19 protein-coding genes are annotated in these 25,294 nt (G+C 71.3%); 11 read left to right on the top strand and 8 right to left on the bottom strand.

The features are described 5' to 3' along the window. Nucleotides 1-217 precede the first annotated feature (217 nt). The 11 genes from ACGFZN_RS32110 to ACGFZN_RS32160 all read left to right on the top strand — a co-directional run bounded on the left by ACGFZN_RS32110 (nucleotide 218) and on the right by ACGFZN_RS32160 (nucleotide 12,666). Nucleotides 218-1,393 (top strand): aromatic ring-hydroxylating dioxygenase subunit alpha, encoded by a 1,176-nt coding sequence (locus tag ACGFZN_RS32110; RefSeq protein WP_393861964.1) that lies wholly within the window; start codon nucleotides 218-220, stop codon nucleotides 1,391-1,393. 171 nt (nucleotides 1,394-1,564) lie between these two features. Next, complete coding sequence (locus ACGFZN_RS32115; RefSeq protein WP_393861965.1) at nucleotides 1,565-2,689, top strand: spermidine/putrescine ABC transporter substrate-binding protein; 1,125 nt, start codon at nucleotides 1,565-1,567, stop codon at nucleotides 2,687-2,689. Between the two features lies 1 nt (nucleotide 2,690). Further along, nucleotides 2,691-3,584 (top strand): ABC transporter permease, encoded by an 894-nt coding sequence (locus tag ACGFZN_RS32120; RefSeq protein ID WP_393861966.1) that lies wholly within the window; start codon nucleotides 2,691-2,693, stop codon nucleotides 3,582-3,584. Further along, entirely contained in the window at nucleotides 3,581-4,462 is an 882-nt protein-coding gene (locus tag ACGFZN_RS32125; RefSeq protein WP_393861967.1) for an ABC transporter permease, read from the top strand. The genes ACGFZN_RS32120 and ACGFZN_RS32125 overlap by 4 nt, the downstream gene beginning before the upstream one ends. A gap of 5 nt (nucleotides 4,463-4,467) precedes the next feature. Beyond that, nucleotides 4,468-5,538 carry an ABC transporter ATP-binding protein gene (locus ACGFZN_RS32130; protein ID WP_393861968.1) on the top strand — a complete coding sequence of 357 codons (1,071 nt, stop codon included), beginning with the start codon at nucleotides 4,468-4,470 and terminating at the stop codon, nucleotides 5,536-5,538. A 29-nt stretch (nucleotides 5,539-5,567) separates the two neighbouring features. Continuing rightward, the gene (locus ACGFZN_RS32135; RefSeq protein ID WP_393861969.1) at nucleotides 5,568-6,881 is read left to right on the top strand and encodes a flavin monoamine oxidase family protein; all 1,314 of its coding nucleotides are present in this window, start codon (nucleotides 5,568-5,570) and stop codon (nucleotides 6,879-6,881) included. After that, a complete protein-coding gene (locus tag ACGFZN_RS32140) occupies nucleotides 6,874-8,307 on the top strand; it encodes an aminobutyraldehyde dehydrogenase (protein WP_393861970.1) in 1,434 nt (477 codons plus the stop codon). Before ACGFZN_RS32135 ends, ACGFZN_RS32140 begins: the two co-directional genes overlap by 8 nt. A 358-nt stretch (nucleotides 8,308-8,665) precedes the next feature. Beyond that, nucleotides 8,666-10,144 (top strand): aldehyde dehydrogenase family protein, encoded by a 1,479-nt coding sequence (locus tag ACGFZN_RS32145; protein ID WP_393861971.1) that lies wholly within the window; start codon nucleotides 8,666-8,668, stop codon nucleotides 10,142-10,144. Between the two features lie 107 nt (nucleotides 10,145-10,251). Further along, nucleotides 10,252-11,790 (top strand): FUSC family protein, encoded by a 1,539-nt coding sequence (locus ACGFZN_RS32150; RefSeq protein WP_393861972.1) that lies wholly within the window; start codon nucleotides 10,252-10,254, stop codon nucleotides 11,788-11,790. A 196-nt stretch (nucleotides 11,791-11,986) separates the two neighbouring features. After that, a complete protein-coding gene (locus ACGFZN_RS32155; protein ID WP_393861973.1) occupies nucleotides 11,987-12,286 on the top strand; it encodes a DUF1778 domain-containing protein in 300 nt (99 codons plus the stop codon). Next, a complete protein-coding gene (locus ACGFZN_RS32160; protein WP_393861974.1) occupies nucleotides 12,283-12,666 on the top strand; it encodes a fic family toxin-antitoxin system, toxin component in 384 nt (127 codons plus the stop codon). Before ACGFZN_RS32155 ends, ACGFZN_RS32160 begins: the two co-directional genes overlap by 4 nt. A 120-nt stretch (nucleotides 12,667-12,786) precedes the next feature. Here the strand turns inward: ACGFZN_RS32160 and ACGFZN_RS32165 are convergent, their stop codons facing one another. From ACGFZN_RS32165 to ACGFZN_RS32200, 8 genes are all read right to left on the bottom strand, one after another. Then, entirely contained in the window at nucleotides 12,787-15,522 is a 2,736-nt protein-coding gene (locus tag ACGFZN_RS32165; RefSeq protein WP_393861975.1) for an AAA family ATPase, read from the bottom strand. 350 nt (nucleotides 15,523-15,872) lie between these two features. Next, entirely contained in the window at nucleotides 15,873-16,679 is an 807-nt protein-coding gene (locus ACGFZN_RS32170; RefSeq protein WP_393861976.1) for a family 1 encapsulin nanocompartment shell protein, read from the bottom strand. Continuing rightward, complete coding sequence (locus ACGFZN_RS32175; protein WP_393861977.1) at nucleotides 16,676-17,725, bottom strand: Dyp-type peroxidase; 1,050 nt, start codon at nucleotides 17,723-17,725, stop codon at nucleotides 16,676-16,678. The genes ACGFZN_RS32170 and ACGFZN_RS32175 overlap by 4 nt, the downstream gene beginning before the upstream one ends. Nucleotides 17,726-17,784: 59 nt before the next feature. Continuing rightward, a complete protein-coding gene (locus ACGFZN_RS32180; protein WP_393861978.1) occupies nucleotides 17,785-20,133 on the bottom strand; it encodes an FdhF/YdeP family oxidoreductase in 2,349 nt (782 codons plus the stop codon). Between the two features lie 123 nt (nucleotides 20,134-20,256). After that, nucleotides 20,257-21,090, bottom strand: coding sequence for an alpha/beta fold hydrolase (locus tag ACGFZN_RS32185; protein ID WP_393861979.1), 834 nt, complete (start codon nucleotides 21,088-21,090; stop codon nucleotides 20,257-20,259). 131 nt (nucleotides 21,091-21,221) lie between these two features. Continuing rightward, nucleotides 21,222-22,223, bottom strand: a complete 1,002-nt coding sequence (locus tag ACGFZN_RS32190) for a PAS domain S-box protein (RefSeq protein WP_393861980.1) — start codon at nucleotides 22,221-22,223, stop codon at nucleotides 21,222-21,224. 951 nt (nucleotides 22,224-23,174) lie between these two features. Continuing rightward, the gene (locus ACGFZN_RS32195) at nucleotides 23,175-24,074 is read right to left on the bottom strand and encodes an SDR family oxidoreductase (protein ID WP_393861981.1); all 900 of its coding nucleotides are present in this window, start codon (nucleotides 24,072-24,074) and stop codon (nucleotides 23,175-23,177) included. Between the two features lie 221 nt (nucleotides 24,075-24,295). Then, on the bottom strand, nucleotides 24,296-25,033 hold the full coding sequence (locus tag ACGFZN_RS32200; RefSeq protein WP_393861982.1) for an SDR family oxidoreductase: 738 nt from the start codon (nucleotides 25,031-25,033) through the stop codon (nucleotides 24,296-24,298). Nucleotides 25,034-25,294 lie beyond the last annotated feature (261 nt).

Genomic DNA, 25,294 nt, shown 5'->3' on the forward strand with positions numbered 1-25,294 from the left:
ACCGGTGCGAGGGGACGCAGGCCGGGCCGACGCCTTGGCCCGGTCGCCCGCCTTCGACACTAACTAACTAATTAGTCAGCTCACAAGTCTTGACTTGTCCGCGCCCCGAGCCCACTCTGACTAACCAATCAGTCAGCCGCTGCCCCTCGACGCGGCAGGGCCGACACGCCACAGCCTCACCGCCCATCGCCGCCGCCGCGGCGCGGAGGAGGACGCCATGAACCCCTCACCCACGCGGGCAGCCCCCCTGCGCCCCGTCCCGCCGGGGCCGCCCCCCGGGCGTCCGGGGGACGCGCTGCCCGCCCGCTACTACACGGATCCCGCCATCGCCCGAGCCGAGAACGACCGCATCTTCGCCAGGTCGTGGCAGCTCGTCTGCCACGAATCCGACCTGCCCGGACCGGGCGCACGCCTCACGGCGACCGCCGCCGGCCGGGAGGTGCTGGTCGTCCGCACCGAGGACGGCGGGCTCGCCGCCCACCTCAACGTCTGCCGGCACCGCGGCACCCGCCTGGTCACCGCGCCGGAACCGTCGGGCAAGGCGATCCGCTGCCCGTATCACGGCTGGACCTACAAACTGGACGGACGCCTCGTCGGCGCCCCCGAGGCGCGCCGGATCCCCTGCCTGGACAAGCCCAAGCTGGGGCTGTATCCGGTCAACGTGGAGTCGTTCCTCGGCTTCGTCTTCGTCAATCCCGACATGGAGGCGGCTCCGCTCGCCGAGCGATGCGCCGGTCTCGCCCAGGCCGTCGGCCGCTACGCCGGAAGCGGTCTCGTGCCCGTCGGCAAGCACCGCATCCACGACCTGGCGGGCGGCGAGGAGCAGAACGCCAACTGGAAGGTGATCGTCGACAACTACCTGGAAGGCTACCACGTCCCCGTGGCCCACCCCGCGCTGATGCGTCTGCTGGACTACCAGGCGTACACGGTGGACATACAGGAGCACTACGTCCTGTTCGAGTCTCCGCTGCGCGACAAGCCCTCCTCGAACTGGGCCGAGCGGCTGTACCAGCGGCTGGCGACGCCCATGCCGGGACTCACCGAGGCGGACCGGCGCGTGTGGCGGTATGCCGTGATCTACCCCAACACGCTCATCGACTTCTACCCTGACCACGTGCTCGCGTGGACCGCCGTGCCCACCGCCCAGGACCGGGCGGCGATCCCCGGCGCCTTCTACACCCGGCACGGGGAGAGCCTCCGCACCCGGCTGGCCCGACGGCTGAACATCCACATCGGCTGGGTCACCAACGACGAGGACGCCGAGCTGGTGGAACGCGTCCAGGCCGGCCTGGCCACGCCCGGTTTCGAGCCCGGCCCCCTCTCGCAGCGCGAGGCCGCCGTCGGCTGGTTCGCCCGCCGGATCCGGGACGACCTGGAGGGCGACGCACGGTGATGTCCTTCCGTACGCCGCACCCCGCAGACCTCGGACCGGGCTTACCCCTCCCCCACTGACGCACGTCCGCACCCTCCTCAGACCGGTTCCCCGACGGAGTCAGGGCCTCCGTGAGCCGACCAGCCGGTCCAGCCCTGGAGTTGTGCCGTTCCTCGACGAAAGAGGACGTCCGTGTCCCCCGAGGTACTCCCCCCGACCCGGCGCGCCATGCTGCGGGCAGGCGCCTGCGGCCTGCTCGGCGCCGCGGCCGGCGGCTGCGGGTTCATGCCCGCCAAAACGCCCGGCGCCCCGCAACTCGCCCCCGTGAAAGCGCGGGTCGACGGCGATCTCGTCTACTTCAACTGGGCCGACTACGTCGACCCTTCCGTGTTCAAAGGCTTCGAGAAGGAGTACGGCGTCAAAGTCGTCCAGTCGAACTTCGACTCGATGGAGGGCATGGTCGCCAAGCTCAACGCGGGCAACCGCTACGACATCGTCTTCCCGACCGCCAAATGGGCCCAGCGCCTGGTGCGCGGAGGCCGGCTGCGCCGCATCGACCACTCCCAGCTCCCCCACGCGCACGCCGTGTTCGGCACCTACACCTACTTCGCGGACCCGTGGTACGACCCCGGCTCGGCCCACACCGTCCCCTTCACCGTCTACAAGACCGGCATCGGCTGGCGTCGCGACAGGATCGGCGAACTCAGCGCTTCCTGGCGGGACTTGTGGAGCGACAAGGTCGAGGGCAAGGTCTTCCTGCTGGACGACCGGGACGAGGTGCTCGGCATGGCCGCCCTCGAACTCGGGCTGGGCGTCAGCACCGGCGACCGCCACGACCTGGATCGCATCACCTCGCTGCTGGGCACCCTGCGACCCCGGCTGCGCGGCTTCTCCAGCGACAGCTACAACAACCTGCTCAACGGCAACGCGCTCATGACGCAGGCGTGGAGCGGCGACATGGCCGCCATGCTCAACCAGGCCAAGGACCCTTCCGTCTTCGGCTTCGAGGCGCCCGAAGAGGGCACGCCGATCAACTCCGACTGCTACGCCATCCCCTGGAACGCCCCCCACCCCGGCACCGCGATGCTGTTCATCGACTACATGCTGCGGCCCGAGAACGTGAAGAAGAACATCGAGTACATCGGCTACCCGATGCCGGTGGCCGGCACCGAGAAGACGTACGCCGATCTGGTCAAGCCCTTCCCCGAGTGCACGGTCACCGAGGACGACCTGAAGGCCGGCCTGTTCTTCCGCAACGGCAGCCGCGCGGCGGAGGACGCCCGCGACACCGCCTGGACCCATGTGAAGGCAGGCTGACATGGCGCTGCTCCGCCCCTCCTCGCGCGCCCGCCGAGGCGATGCCGACGGCACTCGCCTGTGGAGCTGGCTCATGCTGCCCGGCACCCTGTGGATGACCGGGTTCCTGCTCGCCTCGCTGCTTCTCGTCGCCGTCCTCGCCGTGGGCACCACCGACGACCTCGGCAACCCGCGCTTCGGCTTCGACCTGTCCGGCGTCCGCGCTCTCACCGACCCCGCCTACACGCAGGTCATGGCACGTTCCCTGGGCTACGCGGTGCTGACGTGCCTGATCTGCCTGCTCATCGCCTACCCGGTGGCGTACACCATCGCCCTGTACGGCGGGAGGTACAAGCACGCGCTGATCGCCGCGATCGTGGTGCCGTTCTTCGCCAACTACCTGGTCCGCATGTACGGCTGGTCGGTGGTCCTGTCCGACGACGGCCCCGTGCTGCGCGCCCTGCGCGCGGCCGGGCTCGCCGACGGCGACACGAAGATCCTCAACACGAGCGGGGGCGTGGTGGCCGGGCTCGTCTACGGCTTCGTCGTCTTCATGATCATCCCGCTGTACGCGGCCCTGGAACGGCTCGACGTCTCCCTCATCGAGGCCGGCCGCGACCTGTACGGCGGCCCCGTCCGCACCTTCTTCTTCGTCACCCTGCCCGCCACCCGGCAGGGCGCGGCGGCCGGGCTCGTCCTGGTCTTCCTGCCCGCCATGGGCGACTTCGTCAGCGCACAGCTCATGGGAGGCCCGGACCAGATCATGATCGGCAACCTCATCCAGGACAAGTTCTTCCAGGGCCAGAACTGGCCGCTGGGCTCGGCGCTCACCATGCTGCTGATGCTGGTGCTGCTCATCGGTATGTTCGGGTACCTGCGACGCACCCGCAAGGACGAAGCGGAGGCCCGCCGATGACCCTGCTGCGCCTGCCCTCCGCCACCGCCCCCGCCCGGCCGGCGGGCCGCACCCGCACACGACACCGGCGTGCCGGCCGCAGACCCCGGATCCTCGTCGCCGTCACCGCACTCTTCTTCGCGCTGCTCTACCTGCCCATCGGCGTCGTGGCCCTGTTCTCCTTCAACTCCAAGAAGTCGCTGACGGTCTTCGGCGGGTTCAGCCTGCGCTGGTACCGCGCCTTCGTCCACGACGACGTCCTGATCTCCTCCCTGGGCACCAGTCTGCGGATCTCGCTGGTGGCGATGGCCGGTTCGGTCGTCCTCGGCGTGGCCCTCGCGCTCGGCCTCGTGCGCTGCCGCACCCGGCTCGGCTCGCTGGCCGGCCTGATCATGCTGGTGCCGCTCGTCACCCCGGAGATCGTCACCGGGGTCGCGTCGATGCTGCTGTTCAAAGGCCTGGGCATGACCCTGTCCACCGGTACCGTGATGCTCGCCGAGATCACCTTCTCGATCTCGTACGTCACCGTCATCCTCCGCTCCCGCATCGCCGCGCTGAACCCGGAGGTGGACGAGGCGGCCATGGACCTGGGCGCCACGCGCTGGCAGGCGGTGCGCCTGGTCACCCTTCCCGCCCTGCTGCCCGCCGTCCTGGCAAGCTCCGTACTGATTTTCGCGCTCGTCTTCGACGACTTCGTCCTCGCCTACTTCACCACCGGCGTCGATCCGCAGCCGCTGTCGGTGCGTATCTACTCGGCGATCCGCTTCGGGGTGCAGCCCACCATCAACGCCGTCGGCACCCTGATGCTCGCGGGCTCCGTCGTCCTGATCGCCCTGGCTCTGTTCATCCCGCGCCTCTTCGGCCGCCGCGGCGGCCTCGACATCCTCTCCGGAGAGTGACACCCATGGACGCGATCCCCGCCGTCCGCCTCGACGGCGTCTCCAAGCAGTTCGCGGACTCCTACGCCGTCCACCGCCTGGACCTCGACATCGAGGCAGGCCACTTCTTCTCTCTGCTCGGACCCTCCGGCTGCGGCAAGACCACCACACTGCGCATGATCGGCGGATTCAGCGATCCCAGCGAAGGATCGGTGCTGCTCGGCGGCGAGGACGTGACCGATCTGCCGCCGAACCGGCGCAACGTCAACACGGTCTTCCAGAGCTACGCGCTGTTCGACCACCTGAACGTCGCCGACAACGTCGCCTTCGGGCTGAAGCGCAAGGGCGTCGCCAAGGCGGAGACCCGCCGACGCGTCGCCGAGATGCTGGAGCTGGTCCAGCTCGCCGGACTCGCCGACCGCAAGCCGCGCACCCTGTCCGGCGGCCAGCGGCAGCGCGTCGCTCTGGCCCGGGCGCTCGTCAACCGGCCGGCGGTGCTGCTCCTGGACGAGCCGCTGGCCGCCCTGGATCTGAAGCTGCGCCGGCAGATGCAGGTGGAGCTGAAGCAGATCCAGCGCGAGGTCGGCATCACCTTCGTCTTCGTCACTCACGACCAGGACGAGGCGCTGACCATGTCCGACCGGATCGCCGTGATGAACGACGGACGCATCGAGCAGTGCGGCACCCCCGAAGACGTCTACGAGCACCCCGCCAGCCGGTTCGTGGCCTCCTTCATGGGCACGTCCAACCTGATGACCGGCACCTACCGAGGCGGCGAGGTGGCACTGGACCAGGGCCCCGCCCTGCCGGTGGGGCGCCGCGACGGCCTCGCGGACGGCACCGCCGTCAGCGTCTCCGTGCGCCCCGAGAAGATCTGGCTCTCCGACTTCGAACCGGGCATGTCCATCCTGTCCGGGGTGATCCGCCAGACCGTCTACAGCGGCCCGACGACCACCTACCTCATCGAGCTCGCCCCGGGTGTCACGCTGTCCGTGCTGGAGCAGAACACCGCCCGCGCACGCATGGAGGACCGCTGGAGCGGCGGCGAGACCGTGGAGTTCGGCTGGCGGCCCGAACACTGCCTGGTCCTGGCCTGAGCCCCTTTGCGACGACGAAAGCGAATGCGATGCATCACGACGTGATCGTGCTCGGCGCCGGTCTGGCCGGGCTCGCCGCCGCCCGGGACCTGGCGGCCGCCGGCACCGACGTGCTCGTCCTGGAAGCCCGGGACCGCATCGGCGGCCGGGTGGAGCAGACCCGCACGCCCGACGGCCGTACCGTGCAGCTGGGCGGCGAGGTGGTCGGTCACGCCCACACCGCCTACCTGCGGCTCGCCGAGGAACTCGGCCTGCGGCTCGTACCCAGCTATGTCGCCGAGCCCGGCCGTCTCACCCGGGCCACACCCGAGGGCCTCTCGGCCGGCGAACCACCGCACTGGTGCGGGCCCGGCGACATGGCCCAGCACGAACGCCTCAGCAAGGAGTTCGGCGATCTGGCCGCCACGGTCGACCCCGACGACCCCTGGTCGCACCCGCAGGCGGACGCCCTGGACCGGCTGTCCGTCGCCGACTGGCTGCGCTCCCGGCACGCCGCACCCGCCGTGGTACGGCTGTGGGAGATCGGCCAACTGGGCCTGGCGGGAGGGTCGTACGAGCGGACCTCGCTGCTGGCCGCGCTGCGCAAGAGCGCGGCGGTGCCCGGCACCGGCGACTACGACTACGCCGACTGGGAGGGGCTGCGGCTGGCCGAGGGATCGGCGACGCTCGCCGAGGTCATGGGCCGCGAGCTGGGCCCGCGCATCCGCCTCGGCGCGCCCGTCGCCGCGCTGGACGTACGCCCGGGCCACTGCACCGTGCGCCTGGTCACCGGCGAGATCCTCACCGCGGCGGCCGTGGTGAGCGCCCTGCCGGTGGGACCGCTGAGGTCGGTCCACGTCACCGGGGTCAGCGACGCCCGCCTGGCCTCGCTGCACCGGCAACGCCAGGCGGTCTCGGCGAAGTTCACCGCCGTCTACGACCGCCCGTTCTGGCGTGCCGGCGGTCTCAACGGCCTGTCCGAGGCAGAGGGCGTCCTCGGCAGCACCTGGCCGCAGAGCGAGGGCGTGCTGTCGGCGCTGATCCCGCCCGAACGCTACGGCGTGCTGCTCGGCACCCCGCCGCACCGGCGCACCCCGGAGCTGCTCACCGAGATCGCCGCCCTGTTCGGCGACGAGGCATACCGGCCGACCGCCTGCCACCTGCGGCTGTGGGGCACCGACCGGTGGACGCAGGGCTACATCACCCAGTGGCCGCCGGGTGAGGTCATGGCGGTCGGACCGCTGCACGGCACGCACGAACCACCGTTCTACGTCTGCGGCTCGGACCAGTGGGTCGCCGGGTACATGGAAGGCGCCGTCCGCACCGGCCGCGCCGCCGCCGAGGAGGCACTGCGCCGTGGCTGACCGCACCGACCTCACGACCGTCCTCAACCACATCGGCGGCAAGGACCTGCCGGCCGCCTCCGGAACGACCCTGCGGCTGATCGACCCCGCCACCGCTCTCCCGCACGGCACGGCCCCGCTCTCCGGCGCCGAGGACGTGGACACCGCCTGCCGGGCGGCACAGGACGCCTTCCCCCGCTGGTCGGCGACGACTCCGGCGCAGCGGCAGTCGGCGCTGCTCGGCATCGCCGACGCCGTGGAGCGGGAGTCGGATGCGCTGACCCGGGCCGAGGTGACCGACACGGGCAAACCGCGGGCCCTCTTCCGCGCCGACGAACTGCCCGCGATCGTGGATGTGCTGCGCTACTTCGCCGGAGCCGCCCGGAACCTGCCCGGGGCCGCGGCAGCCGAGTACACGCCGGGGCGCACCTCGATCCTGCGCCGCGAGCCGATCGGGGTCTGCGCCCAGATCACCCCGTGGAACTACCCGCTGATGATGGCGGTCTGGAAGATCGCTCCCGCACTGGCCGCCGGGAACACCGTCGTGCTGAAACCGTCGGAGACCACACCGTCCTCCGCCGCGCTGTTGGCCCGGCTGGCCGCCGGGCACCTGCCGCCCGGCGTGCTCAACGTGGTGTGCGGCGACCGTGACACCGGCCGCTCGCTCGTCGCCCACCCGCACGTCCGGCTGGTGGCCGTGACCGGCAGCGTCCGGGCGGGGCAGGAGATCGCCGCGGCGGCGGCCGGCGGTCTCAGACGCCTGCACCTCGAACTCGGCGGCAACGCACCGGTGCTGGTGCACCAGGACGCCGATCTCGACTACGCGGTCGAGCAGTTGTCGTCACTGGCCTTCTACAACGCCGGCCAGGACTGCACCGCCGCCACCCGGCTGCTGCTGCACGATCGGATCCACGACGCCTTCCTGGCCGCCTTCGCCGAACGCGCCGCCCGGCGACGGCCCGGAGCCCCCGACGATGAGCGAAGCGACTTCGGTCCGCTCGCCGGCGCTGCCCAGCTCGCCGCCGTCAGCGGCCTGTTGGACCGGCTCCCGGCGCACGCCGAGACGGTCTGCGGCGGCACGCCCCTGGACGGACCCGGCTACTTCCACCCGGCCACGGTGATCGCCGGGGTCCGCCAGGAAGACGAGATCACCCAGAGCGAGGTGTTCGGACCGGTCGTCACCGTCCAGCGGTTCACCGAGGAGTCCGCGGCGTTCCGCATGGCGAACGCCGTCCCGCAAGGGCTGGCCGCCAGCGTCTGGACGCGCGACCACGACCGCGCCATGCGCGCGTCCCGTGCGCTCAGCACCGGTATCGTCTGGGTCAACACGCACGGCACCACGGTGTCGGAGATGCCGCACGGCGGAGTGCGTCACTCCGGCTACGGCAGCGACCTCTCCTTGTCCGGCCTGCTCGACTACACGCAGGCCAAGCACGTCATGCTGTGACGAGCCCCGCCGCACGGCCGACTTCCCGCCGGGTCAACGGGGCCTCGCGGTCGGCATGTTCGTCACCACGCAGCGAGTGGGCTCGGCCGTGGGACTGGCTGTCCTCGCCACGATCGCGGCGGCCCGTACCGGCAGCACGGGGTCACCGGCGGACGGACACGCGCTAGCAGCAGTTTCTCGGGCTGTCCCCACCCCCGGCGTACGGCCCGCCACGGCCCGCCCGTACGACCGCCCCACACCGGACCCTGCGGGCGGCCTTACAGCCCCCGAGGGGGCGCGGTTGACACAGTCGTCACATCCTCGCGCGGCCGGCTCCCACGCCCGGGGCAGCCCGCATACCGCATACCAAGGAGTGACCATGACCGACCTCGCCACCGCAACCGCCTCCCGCGGGCTTCTGATCGCGGGCAAGGACGTGCCCGCCCTGTCCGGTCGCACCACCGACGACGTCGATCCCGTGACCGGCGAGGTGTACCTGAAGGTGCCCGCGGCCGGCCTCGAGGACGTCACCCGGGCCGTCGACGCCGCGCACGCCGCGTTCCCGGGCTGGGCCGCCACCGCGCCGTCGGTACGCCGCGGGCTGCTGCAGAAGGCGGCGGACCTGCTGGAGGCGCGGGTCGCCGAGTTCACCGACATCATGACGCGCGAGACCGGCGGCACCCGGACCTGGGCCGCGTTCAACATCCGTATGTCCGTGGACCTCATACGGCAGGCGGCGACCATGGCCACCCGGCCCACCGGCTCGCTGCTGGCCAGCGACGTCGCAGGCGAGTGGTCGGTGGCGGTGCGTGAACCCGCGGGCGTCGTCGCGGCGTTCGTGCCGTGGAACGGCCCGCTGATCCTGTGCACGCGCGCCATCGCCGTCGCGCTGGCGACCGGCAACCCGGTCGTGATCCGCCCCAGCGAGGACGCCCCCGTCACCTCCGGGTACTTCCTCGCCGACATCCTCGCCGAGGCGGGGGTCCCCGACGGTGTGGTCAACGTCGTGACCAACGACCGCGCCGACGCGCCCGCCGTCGTCAAGGCGCTCATCGCGGACGAGCGGGTGCGCCGGGTCAACTTCACCGGCTCCACGCCGGTCGGCCGGATCGTCGGCCGGCTCGCCGGCGAGCACCTCAAGCCGGTCATCCTGGAGCTCGGCGGCAAGAACCCGATCGTCGTGCTGGACGACGCCGATCCCGCCTACGCGGCCGCCGGCGTCACCGTCGCCAAGTTCATGAACGCCGGTCAGATCTGCCTCTCGGTCGACCGGGTCATCCTCCAGCGCGGCATAGCGGACGCGTTCGTGGAGGCCTTCCTGGAGAAGGTCCGCGCGCTCGGCCAGGGCGACCCCGACGGAGAGCACACCCTCGTCGGCCCCATGATCAACGCGCGTGCCGCCGAACGCGTCGCCGCTCTGGTCGCCGACGCCGTCGACAAGGGCGCCACCGTGCTGCACGGCGGCGGGCCCGCCCAGGGCGCGTTCTACCCCGCGACCGTCCTGGACGACGTCACGCCGGACATGCGGATCTACTCCGAGGAGGTCTTCGGGCCCGTCGCGACGATCTTCCGCGTCGACACGGTGGACCAGGCGGTCGACCTCGCGAACGACACCGCCTACGGCCTGTCAAGCGCGGTGTACACGGAGAACGCCGGCCGCGGTCTCGCCGTCGCCAGGCGGCTGCGGCACGGCAACGTCCACATCAACGACCACTCGGTCGCGGACGAGCCCCAAGCCCCGGTCGGCGGCGTGAAGGACAGCGGCTTCGGTCACTTCGGCAGCGACTGGGGCGTGGAGTTCTTCACGGAGACACGCTGGGTCACCCTCGCCGACCGGCACTCCGTCTACCCGCTCTGATCAGACCGGCCGGTTCCGGGGCGGAGACACCTCCCCGCTCCGGCCTCGGAACCGGCTTTCCCGCCTGTCCGTCCCCCCGTCGAAGGCTCCTGCGAGGAATCAGTTCCATGTCCCGCACGCACACCACGCACACCTCGGACACCGGCCCCGGAAGCCGGCGGCCGCTGCCGCTTCCCGTGAGGGAGCTGCTCGTCCTGCACCCGATGCCCTCCAGGCACCGCAGCGCCGCCATCGCCGCCGTCTGCACCGGCGCCCCCGTCCTCGCAGGACAGGCGCTGGGCCACCTGGTTCTCGGGCTCGTCGCCAGCACGGGTTCGCTCGCCGCCCTGTACGGCGGCCGCGGCACCCCCCGGCAGGAAGCCGGGGCGGTGGGGGGCGCCGCCGCCGCGCTCGCGGCGGGCATGGCGACCGGCAGCTCGCTCGCCGGGCACACCTGGCTCGCCGTGCTGGGCACCGCCCTGTGGGCCGCGGCCGTCACGCTGGTGTTCGCGCTGACCCGGGTCCGGCCTCCGGGCATCGTGATGCCGGTGCTGGTGTGCTCGGTCGGAACCGGGCTTCCGCCCGGACACACCGGGCAGCGGGTTCTGGCCGTGGCCGCCGTGGGCTGTGCGGCGACGGTGCTGTCCTGGCTCGTCGCCAAGGCCTCCCCGGCCGTCGATCCCTCCGGGCGCGGCACCGGGGACGGGAGCCGCCTGCTGGTCGCCCCGCGGGCCCTGCCGTTCTCCCCGCTGCCCTGGATGGCCGTCAGAACGGGAGCGGCCGTGGGCCTCGCCGGCGCCGCCTCCCTGCTGTGCCAGGTGGGCCGCCCCTACTGGGCCATGGCCGCCGCCGCGGCGGTCCTCGCCCGCGGCACTCACGCCGTCAGCGCCAGCACCCGGGCTGTGCTGCGCGGCACCGGAACCCTCGTGGGCTGTCTGCTCGCCGGGGCCCTGGCCGCGACCCGTCCGAAGGGCATCGCCATCGCCGTCCTGCTCGCCGCGCTCACCTTCGTCATCGAGCTGGTCGTGGCCCGCAACTACGCCGTCGCCATGGTCTTCGTCACCCCTCTGTCGGTTCTTCTCGTGACCTCCGCGACCGGTGCCTCCGCCGCGGTCACCATCACCGCCGACCGTCTCCTGGAGACGGTTCTGGGCTGTGGCGCCGCCGCCATGGCAGGCCAGCTGGTGACCGGGCGCTGGGCGGTCCGGCACCGCCGGGAAGCCGTGACCGAGGTGCTCACGGCGACGGCCGGGCTGATCGAGGACGGGCCCGCGCCGCGGCGCGAGGCACGGCTGCGCGACGCCGCCGCCCTGCTCCGTCTGGTGAGCGAGCGCACCGCGGGCGAGCGCCGTGGCGTACGCGTCGCCGCGTCCGCGCTGGAGGACGTGGCGACGGCCGCGCTCGGCGTGGCCGAACAGGCCCTGGGCCACACGCCAGCCCTGCGGGCCGACGCCGCCGGCACGGCTCGTGCGCTCCGGCACGCAGCGAGGCTGGTGGATCCTTGTGAGCCGGCCTTCGCCGACGACTCCGCTCCTGCCCTTGCGCCGCCGCTCACCGAGCTGGGGCGAGCCCTGGCGAACTGGTCGGCCCGCCGGCCTAGCGCCGGCGCCGGGGTCCGGGCCGCCGCCGGGCGAAGCGCCGCGGCCGTCGAGGCAGATGAGGGCTGATCTCCCGTGGCCCGGCGCTGGACCGGACGGCCTACTCGCCGCCGTCGGAGAGGTGCTGCGCCAGCACGGGCGCGGCAAGGGCACCGTGCTGGACGTCGCCCGTGCCCTTGGGGTGATCCACGGCACCGTCTACCGGGGCCGCGCCGGCCTTCCACCATCCCTGACGTCGAGTGGTACCGATGGTACCGTGGGTACCATGCCTAATGCTCCGAAGGCCATGAACCTGCGCTTCCGCGACCCCGAGCAGCGCGCGGCCATCGAGGCCGCCGCCCGCCAGGCCGGTGTGAGCCTGCAGGAGTACATCCTGTCCGCCGCCTATGCGCGCGCTACGGCGGTGGAGAACCGTTTCCTGGAGGGCTTCCAGCGCTCCATGGCGCGCAGCGGCGCGGCGTTCGCCGAGGACGCGGGCGGCCTGGACCCCGACCCGCAGCAGCGTGAGGCCGAGCGGCGGGCGCTGCTCGAGCTGGAGCGGCAGGAGCGGGGACACGCCGCGTGACGCAGCCCGAACCGCCCGCCCTGGACGTCACGTTCCTCCTGCACGCGGCCGAACTGCTCGACGGCGATCCGCAGGTCGACGACTACGGCCCGCTCTACGCCGCCGTCGCCCGCGTCAACGCCCGCGCGCTGGAACGCGACATCTACGGTTCCCTGTACCTCAAGGCGGCCGCGCTTCTGCAGACCCTGGCGAAGCTGCCGTGTCTGGAACACTCCAACGAGGCTTTCGCCTGGCACGCCACCGAGGCGTACCTGATGCTCACCGGCCACGACCTCGACTACCCGCCCAAGGCGGCCGTGGCCCTGGTGCGCGACGCCGCGTCGGGTGCGCTGGGCGTGCCCCGGATCGCCCGCCAGCTGCGCGAGTGGTCCGTCGACTGACCCTCGGCCGGCTACGGCCGACAGCCACGTACGACGGATGTCACCAGGTCGTCCAGACCGTGCTCGGTCGCCTCCCCCGGCAGCAGGCCGCCCACTTCCAGGCGTGCGTATCCGTGCGCGTCAGTCGCCACCGAGATTGGCCAGGTGCAGCTGGCCCCGGGAGGTGATGCCGAGCTTGGGGAAGATCGAGTGGAGGTGCTGGCCGACCGTGCGGTGGGAGATGAAGAGCCGTGCGCCGATCTCGCGGTTGGTCATGCCGGTGGCGGCCATTTTGGCTATCTGCAGTTCCTGGGGAGTGAGTTTGTCCAGGGCGTCGCTGGCCGGCCGGGCGACCGCTTCGCCCGTCGCGCGGAGCGCTGCCCGCGCGTCCTCGCCCAGCGTCTTGATGCCCAGTGCGTCGAAGCTCTCCACAGCGGCGCGCAGGGGGCGCCGTGCTTCGGTGATGCGGCGCTGCCGCTTCAGCCACCGGCCGTGGGCCAGCAGCAGCCGGGCTCGGTAGAACGGCCAGTGCGACAGCCGGCCGGCGAGAGCCTGCTCGTAAAGCGGCTCGGCCTCCTCGTCGGGGGCCACGAGAGGGCGGGCGTAGGCGGCCATGGCCTTCAGGTACGGCGCGGTGGTCTTCTCGGCCAGTGCGTCGAGCCGGGCCAGGTGGTGCCTGGCTTCGCTGTCACGGCCGGTGCGTACGGCCGCCTCGATCAGGTCGGCGATCCCCCAGTAGCCCACGAACGGGTGGTACGTGACATCGGACGGGTCCAGCGCCCGAGCCAGTTGCTCGAAGGCCTCGTCGTACTGGTTGTTCACCAGGGCGATGCGTCCCCGGGTGAACTGGGCGAAGCCGAGAATGGACTGGGCGCCGATCGAGAGCAGCTCCGTCTCGGCCGCCAGGATGAGTTCGTCCGCGGTTTCGGATTCGCCTCGCTCACCGGCCAGAGTGGCCATGGCGAGGTCGGCGACGAGGGCCCAGCGCGGCCGGCCGGTGTCACGGGACAGCCGCCTGGCCTCGTCGGCCGCCGATCTCGCCAGCCGGTGCTTGCCGAGGTGGATCGCCGCCCACAGCTGCGATGTCAGGGCCTCGCCGAGCAGTCCCAGCTGACCTTGCCGACGCAGGCTGTCGACGGCGGCGCACAGGTACGGCCAGGACAGCTCGAACGCCCATATGGCCGTCAGCGCGGCGCCCAGGGCGTGCTGCTCGACGGGGGGCACGGACTCCGGCCGGATGCGGGCCACCTCGTCGATGATCCACGCCGTCTCGCCGACCGGATCCGCGCTGGCGGCGATGGACAGAACCATGGGCAGGTCGCGCTCGTCCCTCTGCAGCCGCCGGGCCGTCCTGACGACGAGGCTGCGGGTCTCCTGGTCCGGGTTGCCGTACCAGCAGGCCGTGGACAGAGGACACAGTGCCCGAAGCGCGAGTTTCGCACCGTCGTTCTCGGCGCAGGCCAACTCGTCGGCGACGGCGGCGAAGCCCTGTACCCGCTGCGGGCCGAACCAGCTCTCCTCGTTGAGCGCTTCCCTCCACAAGGTGAGCCGCAGCCGTTCCCCTCCTTCGAGCCGCGCGGAGCGCGCCTCGGCGAGCTGCCGTCGTGCGACGGTGGCCTCGCCGAGTTCGAAGTTGAGCTCCGCCGCGCGCAGCAGTAGACGCCCCTGGTGCGTGTCGGGGGTGCTGAGCAGGGCCGCCTGCTGCAGCGCCTCGGCCGCGGCGCGCGGTGCGCCCCGCTGCAACGCCTTGGACGCGGCCGCCTCCAGGTCGAGCGCGACGTCGTCGTCCGGGCCGGGGCTGGCGGCGGCACGGTGCCACGCCCGGCGTTCCTGGTGGCCTGCCAGTGCCTTCGCCAGTGCCGCGTGTGCCGTCAGGCGTCTCGACGCGGGGGCCGCGTTGTAGATGGCGGAGCGGATGAGGGGGTGCCGGAAGCGGACCCGGTGGCCGCTCAGCTCGATCAGGTCGGCCTGAATGGCAGGTGTCAGGGAGTCGACTGAGAAGGGCGCGCCGTCCAGGAGCTCCGCGCCGCGCAGGATCTCCGTGAGATCGTCTTCGTCGTCGGCCGCGGCGATCAGGAGCACGGTGCGGGCCGCATCCGGCAGTGAGGAGGCCCGGGACAGGTACGCCTGCTCCAGGCGACGGGGGGTCGGCAGCCACGGTGTGAGGGTCTGCGGGACGCTTGCGCCCGCACTGAGCGCCACGGGCAGTTCGACCAGGGCCAGTGGGTTGCCGGCGGCCTCGGCGAGAAGGCGGTCGCGCACGGGCCGCTCCAGGCCCGGCGCACGGGCGGCGAGAAGCTGAAGCGCCGCGTCGTCGTCCAGCCTTCCCAGCTCGAGCTCCGCCAGGCCGGCGTCGTTCAGCACGGTCTCGTGTCCGTCGCGCACCGCCAGCAGCATGACGGCCCGCTCCGCCTCCAGCCGTCTGGCGACGAACGCCAGGACCTCGCTGCTCGGGCTGTCGATCCACTGGGCGTCGTCGACGACGAGGAGGACGGGGGACTCCTCGGCCAGGGCGCTGATCAACTCCAGCGAGGCGAGCCCGACCGCGAACATCTCGGGCGCCGCGCCCTCGGCAGCGCCGAAGGCCGCGGCCAGCGCCGCGCGCTGGCGTGCCGGGAGGGAAGGGGCGTGGTTTGGGAGGACCGGGTTGAGCAACTGGTGCAGGCCGGCGAAGGGAATCGACGCCTCGGACTGCACTCCGAGCGCCGACAGAGCGCGGCAGCCCTGCCCGGCCCCGGCCTCCCGGGCCGCCCGCAGCAGGCTCGTCTTGCCGATACCGGCCTCTCCGCGCAGCAGCAAAGCGCCGCCTGCACCCGCGGAACTCCGGGAGATCAGGTCCGACAACAGCCGCAGTTCGGCTTCACGCCCGTACAGCATGTCCCCCAGCAGCTCCCGTCTCTCCCGCCCTGCCCGGCCCGGCGGGCGGCGCGACCGGAGTTGTCCCGCCACTATCCGGCCTTTACCTCCGCATGGACCACTCGAACAAGCTGTCCAAAAGTTAGCATGTATCTGCGGGATGGCCAGGGTGAAGAGTTTTATCTCGATGTCCGAGACGGTCTGTGGCCTGGGGTGACGAGGAAGACTGCGCACGCTCCGGTGGATAAGCGGGGTAAGCGGCCGGTGGCCGGAATACACCCGGCGCCCTTGCCGGTGAATGGGCGCACAGGGCTCTCATGGATTCGAAATATTTCGGAGCGCGCAGGGATTCAAGCGCGCCTTTATTGGGATCAGGAGCCCGCCGGGGAGAAGGCCACCACGGCCTCACTCGTGTACGCCAGGAAGGTCAGCGTCTCCTCGAAGTACAGCGTGACGCTCGTCGCGTCGTGCGACAGATAGCCGATCGACACGTCCTGGCCGAGCCGCAGCTCGAAGTCGCCGCCACGTCCGGAGAGCAGGAAGGCGCCGTCGATGGCGGGCGCCCAGACGATGTCCCCGTCGAGCAGCCGCGCGATGTGCTTGATCACGGGGTAGCCGTGGTCGGAGGTCTCGCTGACGGCCGTGTACGCGTCGACGCCCAGCGCGAGCGTGCAGGGGCCGTCCACGCCCGCCAGCCGCAGGGCCGTCACCGCCTGGGTGACGGCGTCCGGGTAGTCGCGCACGTCGGCGGGCAGGGTCGACGCCGGGTGGGAACTGCTGTGGCGCAGGCCCGTGATGCCGGCGGCCGGGTAGCCCTCGAAGACGGCGCGGTCCTCGGCGAAGGCCAGCCGCCGGGCCGCGTCCTTCACCGGCTGCCAGTCGGCGTCCCGGGCGCCCCGTGCCACATCGTCGACCTGCCGGCGGTCGACGGTGAACGGCACGCGCAGTTCCACCAGCGGCTGGAAGCGGCGGGTGTGGGCGATCACCCCGTCCGCGGGCGCCTCCACGGTGTCCAGGTGGCCGGTGCCCACACCGGCGAGTTCCGTTCCGCCCGGCTCGGGGACGTCGACGATGCGGCGGGCGGCGACATGGCGTTTGAAGGTGCGGCGGGCCTCCTCCTCCAGATCGGCCCACGCGGCCGCGGAGACAGGGGCGAGTTCACGGTGCAGGTTGTTCATGCGGGCAGGCTCCGCTTCATGCTGCCGATCCCGAGGGAGCCCTCGGCGGATCGGACCTGGATGTCGGTCGGTGTGACGGCGGCGGGGAGTGCGAGGCCGGGCGGCGCCGGGAGGTCTTCGAGGAAGTCGGCGGCGGGCGCGAAGAACAGGGAGCCGGTGACCGGGGTGGAGAAGTCCAGGATCCGGTCGTGCGCGGCGTCCTGCGTGCCCAGGAACATCCGCTCCAGCATCGTCTCCGTCACCTCGGGCGTGCGGGCGTAACCGATGAAGTAGGTGCCGAACTCGCCCTGGCCCGCGCGGCCGAAGGGCATGTTGTCGCGCAGGATCTGGCGTTCGGCGCCGCCCGCGTCGACGACGGTGGTGAGGGCGATGTGGGCGTCCGCCGGTTTGACGTCGTCCGGCAGCTCCACGTCGGACAGCTTGTGCCGGCCGATCACCCTCTCCTGCAGCTCCACCGGGAGGGATTCCCAGGCCGCGAGGTCGTGCAGGTACTTCTGTACGACGACGTAGCTGCCGCCCGCGAAGTCCGGGTCCTCGGCGCCGACGACGACGGCCGCCCGCGCCGCGGCACCCGTCGGGTTCTCGGTGCCGTCGACGAAGCCGAGCAGGTCGCGCGCGTCGAAGTACTTGAAGCCGTGCACCTCGTCCTGGACCGTGACCGCTCCGCGCAGGCGGCCCATGATGTGCGCGGCGAGTGCGAAGCACAGGTCGAGCCGCGCGGCACGGATGTGGAAGAGCAGGTCGCCTGGGGTGGCCACGGCCCGGTGCACCGGGCCGTCCAGCTCCCGGAAGGGGTGCAGCAGGGCAGGACGCGGCCCGGCGAAGAGCCGGTCCCACACCTGTGAGCCGATGCTGGTGACGCAGCTGAGCCTGCCCTCGGGCTCGGCCCGGAACCCCACCGCCCGCTCCAGCGAGCCGATGTCGGACAGCAGGTCGCGGACGGTGGACTCGCCGCCGGCGTCGACGGTGACGACGAGGAAGATGGCCGCGCTGGTCAGCGGGGACAGCACCTGCTGGGGCACCGGTTCGGGAACGTCTCCGGCCATGGGTCATCCCTTCAGCATCGGACAAGTAGCTGAGTCAACGTCACTCTAGGTGGCCGGGATCAGTCCTGGGCGCTGGGCGCGACGCGCACCTTGATGTTCTTCATCAGAGGCTGGTTGCTCTGCCGGCTGTAGTCACTCGCGGCGATCAGGACGTTCATCTCGGGCATGTATCCGGCGGCACAGCCCCTGGGCATGCTGTACTCGATCGCCGTGTAGCGCTTGAGATGCCGTTCGCTGCCGTCCCGGGCGATGGCTGTGATGTCGACGAGGCTGTCGGGCTTGATGCCGCGGGCCCGCATGTCGTCGCCGTTCATGAGGATGAGAGTGCGCAGGTTGCCGATGCCGCGGTAGCGGTCGTCGTCGGAGTAGATCGTGGTGTTCCACTGGTCGTGGCTGCGCATGGTCTGCAGGATCAGCACGTCGTCCCGCGGGGGCGCCTCGGGCAGCGGTGCCGCGGAGAACTCCGCACGGCCCGACGGGGTGAGGAAGACCAGTTCGCGGGCGGGCTGCTTGATGCGGAAGCCCAGCGGGAGCCGCACCCGGCGGTTGAAATCCTCGAAGCCGTCGAGGACCTGGGCCATGGTGTCGCGGATGCGGTCGTAGTCCTCGATGTACGACTCCCACGGAGTCTCGCTGTCCGGGAGGGCGGCCCGGGCCATGCCGGCGATGACGGCGGGCTCGGACAGCAGGTGCGGGGAGGCCGGCTTCTTCATGCCGGCCGACAGGTGCACCATGCTCATGGAGTCCTCCACGGACACGGACTGCGGCCCGCGCCGCTGGTGGTCCTTCTCGGTGCGGCCGAGGCACGGCAGGATCAGCGCCTTCCTGCCGTGCACCAGATGGCTGCGGTTGAGCTTGGTGCTCACCTGCACGGTCAGCTCGCACCTGCGCAGGCCACGGAAGGTGTACTCGGTGTCGGGCGCGGCGAGCGCGAAGTTGCCGCCCATGCCGACGAAGACCTTCACCCGGCCCTCGTTCATGGCCTCGATGGTGTCCACGGTGTCCATGCCGTGCTCGCGCGGCGGGTCGATGCGACAGACGTCGGCGAGCCGGTCCAGGAACTCCGGCCGGGGCCGGTGGTCGATGCCGCAGGTGCGGTTGCCCTGCACGTTGCTGTGGCCGCGCACCGGGGACGGACCGGCGCCCTCGCGGCCGATGTTGCCACGCAGCAGCAGGACGTTGACGATCTCGCGTACGGTGTCCACGCCGTGCTCGTGCTGGGTGAGGCCCAGGCACCAGCTGATGAGGGTGCGGTCGGACCGGGAGTAGATCTCGGCGGCCTTGAGGATGTCGGCCCGGGTCAGACCGGAGTGCTCCTCCAGCTCCTCCCAGCGGGTGGCCTCGCACAGGGCGCGGTAGGCCTCGAAGCCGTGCGTGTAGCGCTCGATGAACTCCTTGTCGAGCGCCTTGGGGTCGGTGCGGCTCTCCTCCAGCACCGCCTTGGCGATGCCCCGCAGCAGGGCCATGTCGCCGCCCGCGCGCACCTGGAGGTTGAGGGTGCTGGTGCGGGTGGCCTTGAACAGGGCCATGTCGGTGAACTCGTGCGGCACGATGGTGCTGGTCGCGGCGGCTTCGACGAGCGGGTTGACGTGCACGATCTGCGCGCCGCGCCGGTAGGCCTCGGCGAGCGCGGTGAGCATGCGGGGGGCGTTGGAGGCGGCGTTGACACCCATGACGAACAGGGCGTCGGCGGTCTCCCAGTCCTTGAGGTCGGCGGTTCCCTTGCCGGTGCCGAGGGCGGCCTGCAGGGCCCGGCCGGAGGCCTCGTGGCACATGTTGGAGCAGTCGGGCAGGTTGTTGGTGCCGAATTCACGGGCCATCAGCTGGTAGAGGAACGTCGCCTCGTTGCTCAGCCTGCCGGATGTGTAGAAGGCGGCCTCGTCGGGGCTTGCCAGGGCGCGCAGTTCGCGGCCGACCAGGTCGAAGGCGTCCTGCCAGGTGATCGGCACGTACCGGTCGCTGTCCGGGGCGTAGACCAGCGGCTCGGTCAGCCGGCCCTGGTCCTCCAGCGCGAAGTCGGACCACGCGTTCAGCTCGGTGACGGTGTGCCGGGCGAAGAAGTCGGCGCCGACCCGCTTGGCCGTCATCTCCCAGGTGACATGCTTGATGCCGTTCTCGCAGATGTCGAGCCTGAGGCCCTTGGTGTCATCCGGCCAGGCGCAGCCCGGGCAGTCGAAGCCGCCGTTCTCGTGGTTCATCCTTAGAATGGCGCGTGGCCCGTCCAGCAGCGCCTTTTCCCTGATCAGCACGCGGCCGACGCTCTTGGCGGCGCCCCAGCCGGCCGCGGGACGGCGGTACGGGCGGTGTGACGGCCGCTTGTCGTCGGCCGGGCCGTCCCCGCCGGTGTCAGCGCGGCGTTCCGTGTCGTCCTGCGGGCTCGCTGCCGGGTCGGCATCGGATGCTGTCATGTCACTGTGCTCTCTGTGGGGCGGGGAACGAGGCGCGGTTGGAGCTCCCGGAGGCGCTGCTGTCGGTCGCTCCGCCCGGTCAAGGGCCTTCAGCTGGGGCCCTCGACCGGGCGGAAGCGGTCCTCACTTGGCGAGGAAGTCCAGCAGGGCCTTGTTGACTTCCTCGGGGTGGGTCCAGGCGATGTTGTGCGGGCCGCCCTCGACGGTGACGAAGGTCAGGTCCTTGATCAGCCCGGGCAGCCGCTCGGCGGTGTTCTCGTACGGCAGGATCCGGTCCGCGTCGCCGTGCACCAGCAGCGTCGGCACGTCGATCTTCGGCAGATCCGCCCGGAAGTCCGTCAGCCATGTGTCCACGCACGCGTACGCCGCCCACGCCGAGGCCGCGACCGCGACGTTGAAACTGTTCTGCCAGGCCTGGTCGCTGATCCGCGTTCCCGCGTATGTGTCGACGTTGTAGAAGTTGTCCAGGAAGTCCTTGAAGTACGCCGGCCGGTCCTTCAGCACCGCCGCCTTGATCCCCTCGAACACCGAGGCGTCCACGCCCTCCGGGTTGTCCTCCGTCTTGAGGAGGAACGGAGGAATCGCCCCCAGCAGCGCCGCCTTCGACACCCGCTGCGAACCGTACTTGCCCAGGTAGCGCGTCACCTCGCCGGTGCCCATCGAGAACCCCACCAGCGCCACGTCGCGCAGATCCAGGTGCTCCAGCAGCACCTTCAGATCGGCCGCGAACGTGTCGTAGTCGTAGCCCACCGTGGGCTGGCTCGACTGACCGAACCCCCGCCGGTCGTAGGTGATGACGCGGTAGCCGGCCTCCAGCAGCACCCGCTCCTGCTTCTCCCACGAGTGCCCGTTCAGCGGGTACCCGTGGATCAGCACCACCGGACGGCCGCTGCCATGGTCCTCGTAGTACAGCTCGATCGGGTTCGAGTTCTCCTGCCCCACCGTCACAAACGACATGACACATACCTTTCGTCGATTTCCTGCGACTCAGCTTGCTGGTCGTCCGGTCGGATCCGCATCACACGAACATGTGAGAACGCCCAGGATGCGGGCGGCCGTTCGGCCTTCCTTGATGTACTGGTGACGCCTCAGTGGAGGTCGGTGTGCGGCTGGACCGGAATCACCGCGCGGACGGTGGTGCCCTCTCCCGGTGCATGCCACACACGGAGCGACCCGTCGAGGACGGCCACCCGGTCGGCCATGGCCGCCAAGGGGGCCGAGGCCGGGCTCCCGCCGGGGGCGGCGCCGTCGTCGGCCACCGTGACCACGAGATCCAGGTCCAGGTCCGTCACGATCTGGACCCTGCTGGCCCGGGCGTCGTGCACCGCCCGGTCGACGGCCTCCCGGACGAGGAGGTAGGTGTGCATCTCCACCGTGTCCGGCAGTCGTTCGCGCAGGTTGCCGGAGACGCCGACGGGGGCCGCCCACCGCCCCGCGAGCGCGGTGAGCGCGGCCGGCAGGCCGCGCAGTCGCAGCACCCCCGGATACAGCCCGGCTGTGACGTCCCGGACGTGGCCCAAGGCCTCCTCCGCGTCGCGGATCGCGTCGTCGAGCAGTGCGGCCGCCGACGCTCCGGGATGCTCGCCGCCCAGGTGCTCACGAGCCAGGTGCAGGCCGAGCAGCAGTGAGGTGAGACGTTCCTGCGCGCCGTGCTGGAGCGAGTCGGCGGCAGCGCGGCGCCAGTCGGCGCCGCGGCGCGCGGCCAGTGCCGGCGGTGGTCCCTCCTTCTTGGCCGCGCGGGCGGTCGCGGATGCGCCGGTGCCCGTACGGAAGACGTACACCGCGGCCGCGCCCTGCCCGGTCAGGGGAACCACGGACCACTCGACCCACAGTAGGGAGCCGTCCGCGCGGGTGACCGTGCCACGCCGGGTGCAGCGGACGGCGTGCGACGCGGCACGGCTGCGCGCCTCCGCCTGCGCATGCTCAGCCGGCCTGCCGTCGGCGCCCAGGAGATCGGCGGGCCGGCCGTAGCCCAGGAACTCGGCAGCCGGTGGATTGGCGTGGCACACCCGGTGGTCGGCGTCCACAGCCCAGGCCGGCTGCTGCATGACGTCAAGGATGCTTCCCAGGTCATCGGCGATTGACGTCATCGCGCTGCCCCTTCCCCTAGGGATTCGAGAACGTGCCTCGATCACGGCTCGACGGCCCGGGCGCGTCCAGCGACCGCGGTCCCGCTTCTCGTCCCCGTTCCGGTCAGGGCGCCGCCCGGCTGATTCGTCGTGCGCCGGCTTCTTCGCCGCTGCTGAAGACGACTGTCGCAGCCTGCGCCGTCCGAGGGCATCCGTCATTTGACGCTGGATGGGATCCGGCCAGGATGGCGCTTTTTTGCCCACCTGGAGGAGTTCGGGAGTCCGGGCACCGCCGAAGCGGGAGCATGCGGCAGATATTGCCTGCTCAGCGAGGCAGGGCGTCGCGCAGGGCCGCCCGGGAGGTGATGTCGAGCTTGAGGAAGATGCGGTACGAGAAAAACAGCTGTTCGCCGATCTGCACGTTGGTCAGACCCTCCGCAACCAGCAGAACGATCTCGATCTCCTGCGCGGTCAGCCCCGCTGCCGCGGCGGAGAAGACCGCGGAACTGGGCTGCGCTGGCCTGCGGCCGTTCGGTGGCGGTCCGTGCTGTCCAGAGAGCCCCGCCCAGCTTCTCGAAGATCTCCAGGGCCGATGCCGACGCGCTCGACGGGCGATAGACGGCAGGCACCGCGACAAGCCGAGCCTCGTGGAAGCCTTAGCCGTGCGCCGCCATCTCCAGCAGATCCACGTAGACGGCGGAGGTGTCGACCCACCCCAGACAGGCGGGATCGGACTCGGCGCTCTGGCAGTCGATGAGCGCGCCAGCCGCCGGTCTCGGCCGTGGCGCGGACGATGTCCGGGGACGCCCTGCTCATCAGTCGGATGATCTCCGGCAGTCCGGGGACCAGCCGGTCGATCTCGTCGAACAGCGGCGGCCAGTCGGAGTCGAGCGGACCCGGTTCCGCCTCGCGGCCGAACTGCCCTTGCAGGGGCCGGCCCCGTGGGCCGGCCCCTGTCGGGGAGCCGCTGTGTCACGCGCCGGCCGGGCGCACGGTCAGCAGGTCCGCCAACTCGATGCGGGTGAGGAACTCGCGGCGGATCCGGTCGGCGACCTCCGAGACCTCCTCGGAGCCGTCGTTCGCCGGGTCGATGTGGACGCGGTAGGGGCGCTCGCCCTCGGGCAGGGCCACGATGCGGGCGATCTCGTCGGAGACCAGCGAGGCCTCGGCCCCTTCCGGAGCGAGCGCGGCGAGCTTCTGCGACACCTGCTGGAGCAGGCCCGGGTACTTGGTCTCGTACTCCGCCTCGACGGCGCCGTCGGCCGGGTGACCGGAGTGGGCGAAGTGGTTGGTGCCGCTGGTGAAGGAACCCGGCACCACGATCGACGTCTCCACCCCCCAACGAGCCAGCTCACCGGCATAGCTGACCGCGAGGGAGTCCATCGCTGCCTTCGCGGCGAAGTACGGGGCGAGGTACGGCGGGGTACCACCCTTGACGCTGGAGCTGGAGACCCAGACGACCAGGCCCCGACCGGCCTTCCGCAGGTGCGGCAGCACGGCGCGGTTGACCCGCTGCGTGGAGAGCACGTTGATGTCGTAGAGCTGGGCGAACTGCTCCGGCGTGAAGGCCTCCGCGGGGCCCGTGACCATGTGGCCGGCGTTGTGGATCACGACGTCGATACGGCCGTGCTCCTCGATCACCTGCTTGATCGCCGAGTCGACGGAGTCGTCGGAGTTGACGTCCAGTTCGATGGAGCGCAGGTCGACCCCGTGCTCCTTGGCGTAGTCGGTGGCGGCCTGCACCTGCGGCGCGTTGCGTCCGGCGGTCTCGCGCATACCGGCGTAGACGGTGTTGCCGGCGTCCGCGAGGGCTCGTGCGGTGAGGGCGCCGAAGCCGCTGGAGGCGCCGGTGATGACGACGATGTTGCTCATGGGAATCTCCTTGCCGCGAAAGCGGGTCACTGAGGAAGTGAGGTAGAAGAGGAGTAAGAGAGGGAAGACGAGCGGGGCTCGGCCGAGTCGGCGGGATCGGCCCGGAACGTCCATCGGCGGGGATCAGCCGCCGATGAACCAGTGAGCCGGATCAGGCCGGGATGCCGGCGTCGATGGGGCCGGGTGCTGGTGAGTCCGGTGAGAGGTGACGATGAGGGTGCTCAGGCGATGCCGCCGTTGGCGTAGATGGTCTGGCCGTTGATCCAGCGCGCCGGGCCGGCCAGGAAGGCGATGGCCTCCGCGATGTCCTCGGGGGTGCCGATCCGCTCCAGCGGAGCCGCCTTGGCGAGGTTGTCGAGCGCCGTCTGGTCCTTGCCCTCCAGGAACAGCGGGGTGGCGGTGGGGCCGGGCGAGACCGCGTTGACCGTGACGTCCTTGCCGCGCATCTCGCGGGCGAGCACGAGGGTCATCGCCTCGACCGCGCCCTTGCTCGCGGCGTAGGCGCCGTAGGTGGGGAACTGCAGCCGGGTGAGGGACGAGGAGACGTTGATCAGGGCGCCGCCACGGCGCAGACGCCGGGCCGCCTGCTGGGAGACGACGAAGGTGCCCCGGATGTTGGTGCGGTGCATGCGGTCCAGGTCGTCCAGGTCGAGCGTCGCTATCGGCGAGAGGAGCATGATGCCCGCTGTGTTGATCACCACGTCGATGCCGCCGAACTCCGCCTCGGTGGCGTCGAAGGCCGCGGCCATGGCCGCCTCGTCTGCCACGTCGCCGCTGACGGCGATCGCCTTGCCGCCCTGTGCCTTGATGGCCTCCACCGCCTCGTCCGCCTTGGCCTTGCTGCCCGCGTAGTGGACGGCGACCGCGTAGCCGTCCTGGGCCAGCCGGTTGGTCACGGCGAGGCCGATGCCGCCGGTGCCGCCGGTGACCAGTGCGACGCGGTTGTTGGTGTCCGTCATGTTGACCAGTCCTTCGAAATGGGGTGACGGGTGTTCGGCGCGCAGGCCGCCCTCGTCATCAGCGTTAACACCTTGACGTCATCGACGATAACAGAGTTTGTTAGCGTCGACAACGCTTGCTCGTGAGCATTGATAACGACCGGGTGTGCGCCGGCCGCGGCAGGTGCTGGAGGCCGTCGGCGCACGGACAAGTCTTCCGTCGGCACTTTCCGGCGACCATCAGGCAGACCGGTCATCGGGCGTGTGGTCTGCCCGCACACG

Source organism: Streptomyces sp. NPDC048192, assembly GCF_043202415.1.
Taxonomy (GTDB): domain Bacteria; phylum Actinomycetota; class Actinomycetes; order Streptomycetales; family Streptomycetaceae; genus Streptomyces.

Excerpts from the sequence above, each read along its gene's own strand:
- ACGFZN_RS32110 (WP_393861964.1), top strand. The coding sequence starts at position 218 with ATGAACCCCTCACCCACGCGGGCAGCCCCCCTGCGCCCCGTCCCGCCG.
- ACGFZN_RS32120 (WP_393861966.1), top strand. The coding sequence starts at position 2,691 with ATGGCGCTGCTCCGCCCCTCCTCGCGCGCCCGCCGAGGCGATGCCGAC.
- ACGFZN_RS32125 (WP_393861967.1), top strand. The coding sequence starts at position 3,581 with ATGACCCTGCTGCGCCTGCCCTCCGCCACCGCCCCCGCCCGGCCGGCG.
- ACGFZN_RS32130 (WP_393861968.1), top strand. The coding sequence starts at position 4,468 with ATGGACGCGATCCCCGCCGTCCGCCTCGACGGCGTCTCCAAGCAGTTC.
- ACGFZN_RS32135 (WP_393861969.1), top strand. The coding sequence starts at position 5,568 with ATGCATCACGACGTGATCGTGCTCGGCGCCGGTCTGGCCGGGCTCGCC.
- ACGFZN_RS32145 (WP_393861971.1), top strand. The coding sequence starts at position 8,666 with ATGACCGACCTCGCCACCGCAACCGCCTCCCGCGGGCTTCTGATCGCG.
- ACGFZN_RS32150 (WP_393861972.1), top strand. The coding sequence starts at position 10,252 with ATGTCCCGCACGCACACCACGCACACCTCGGACACCGGCCCCGGAAGC.
- ACGFZN_RS32155 (WP_393861973.1), top strand. The coding sequence starts at position 11,987 with ATGCCTAATGCTCCGAAGGCCATGAACCTGCGCTTCCGCGACCCCGAG.
- ACGFZN_RS32165 (WP_393861975.1), bottom strand. The coding sequence starts at position 15,522 with ATGCTGTACGGGCGTGAAGCCGAACTGCGGCTGTTGTCGGACCTGATC.
- ACGFZN_RS32170 (WP_393861976.1), bottom strand. The coding sequence starts at position 16,679 with ATGAACAACCTGCACCGTGAACTCGCCCCTGTCTCCGCGGCCGCGTGG.
- ACGFZN_RS32175 (WP_393861977.1), bottom strand. The coding sequence starts at position 17,725 with ATGGCCGGAGACGTTCCCGAACCGGTGCCCCAGCAGGTGCTGTCCCCG.
- ACGFZN_RS32180 (WP_393861978.1), bottom strand. The coding sequence starts at position 20,133 with ATGACAGCATCCGATGCCGACCCGGCAGCGAGCCCGCAGGACGACACG.
- ACGFZN_RS32185 (WP_393861979.1), bottom strand. The coding sequence starts at position 21,090 with ATGTCGTTTGTGACGGTGGGGCAGGAGAACTCGAACCCGATCGAGCTG.
- ACGFZN_RS32190 (WP_393861980.1), bottom strand. The coding sequence starts at position 22,223 with ATGACGTCAATCGCCGATGACCTGGGAAGCATCCTTGACGTCATGCAG.
- ACGFZN_RS32195 (WP_393861981.1), bottom strand. The coding sequence starts at position 24,074 with ATGAGCAACATCGTCGTCATCACCGGCGCCTCCAGCGGCTTCGGCGCC.
- ACGFZN_RS32200 (WP_393861982.1), bottom strand. The coding sequence starts at position 25,033 with ATGACGGACACCAACAACCGCGTCGCACTGGTCACCGGCGGCACCGGC.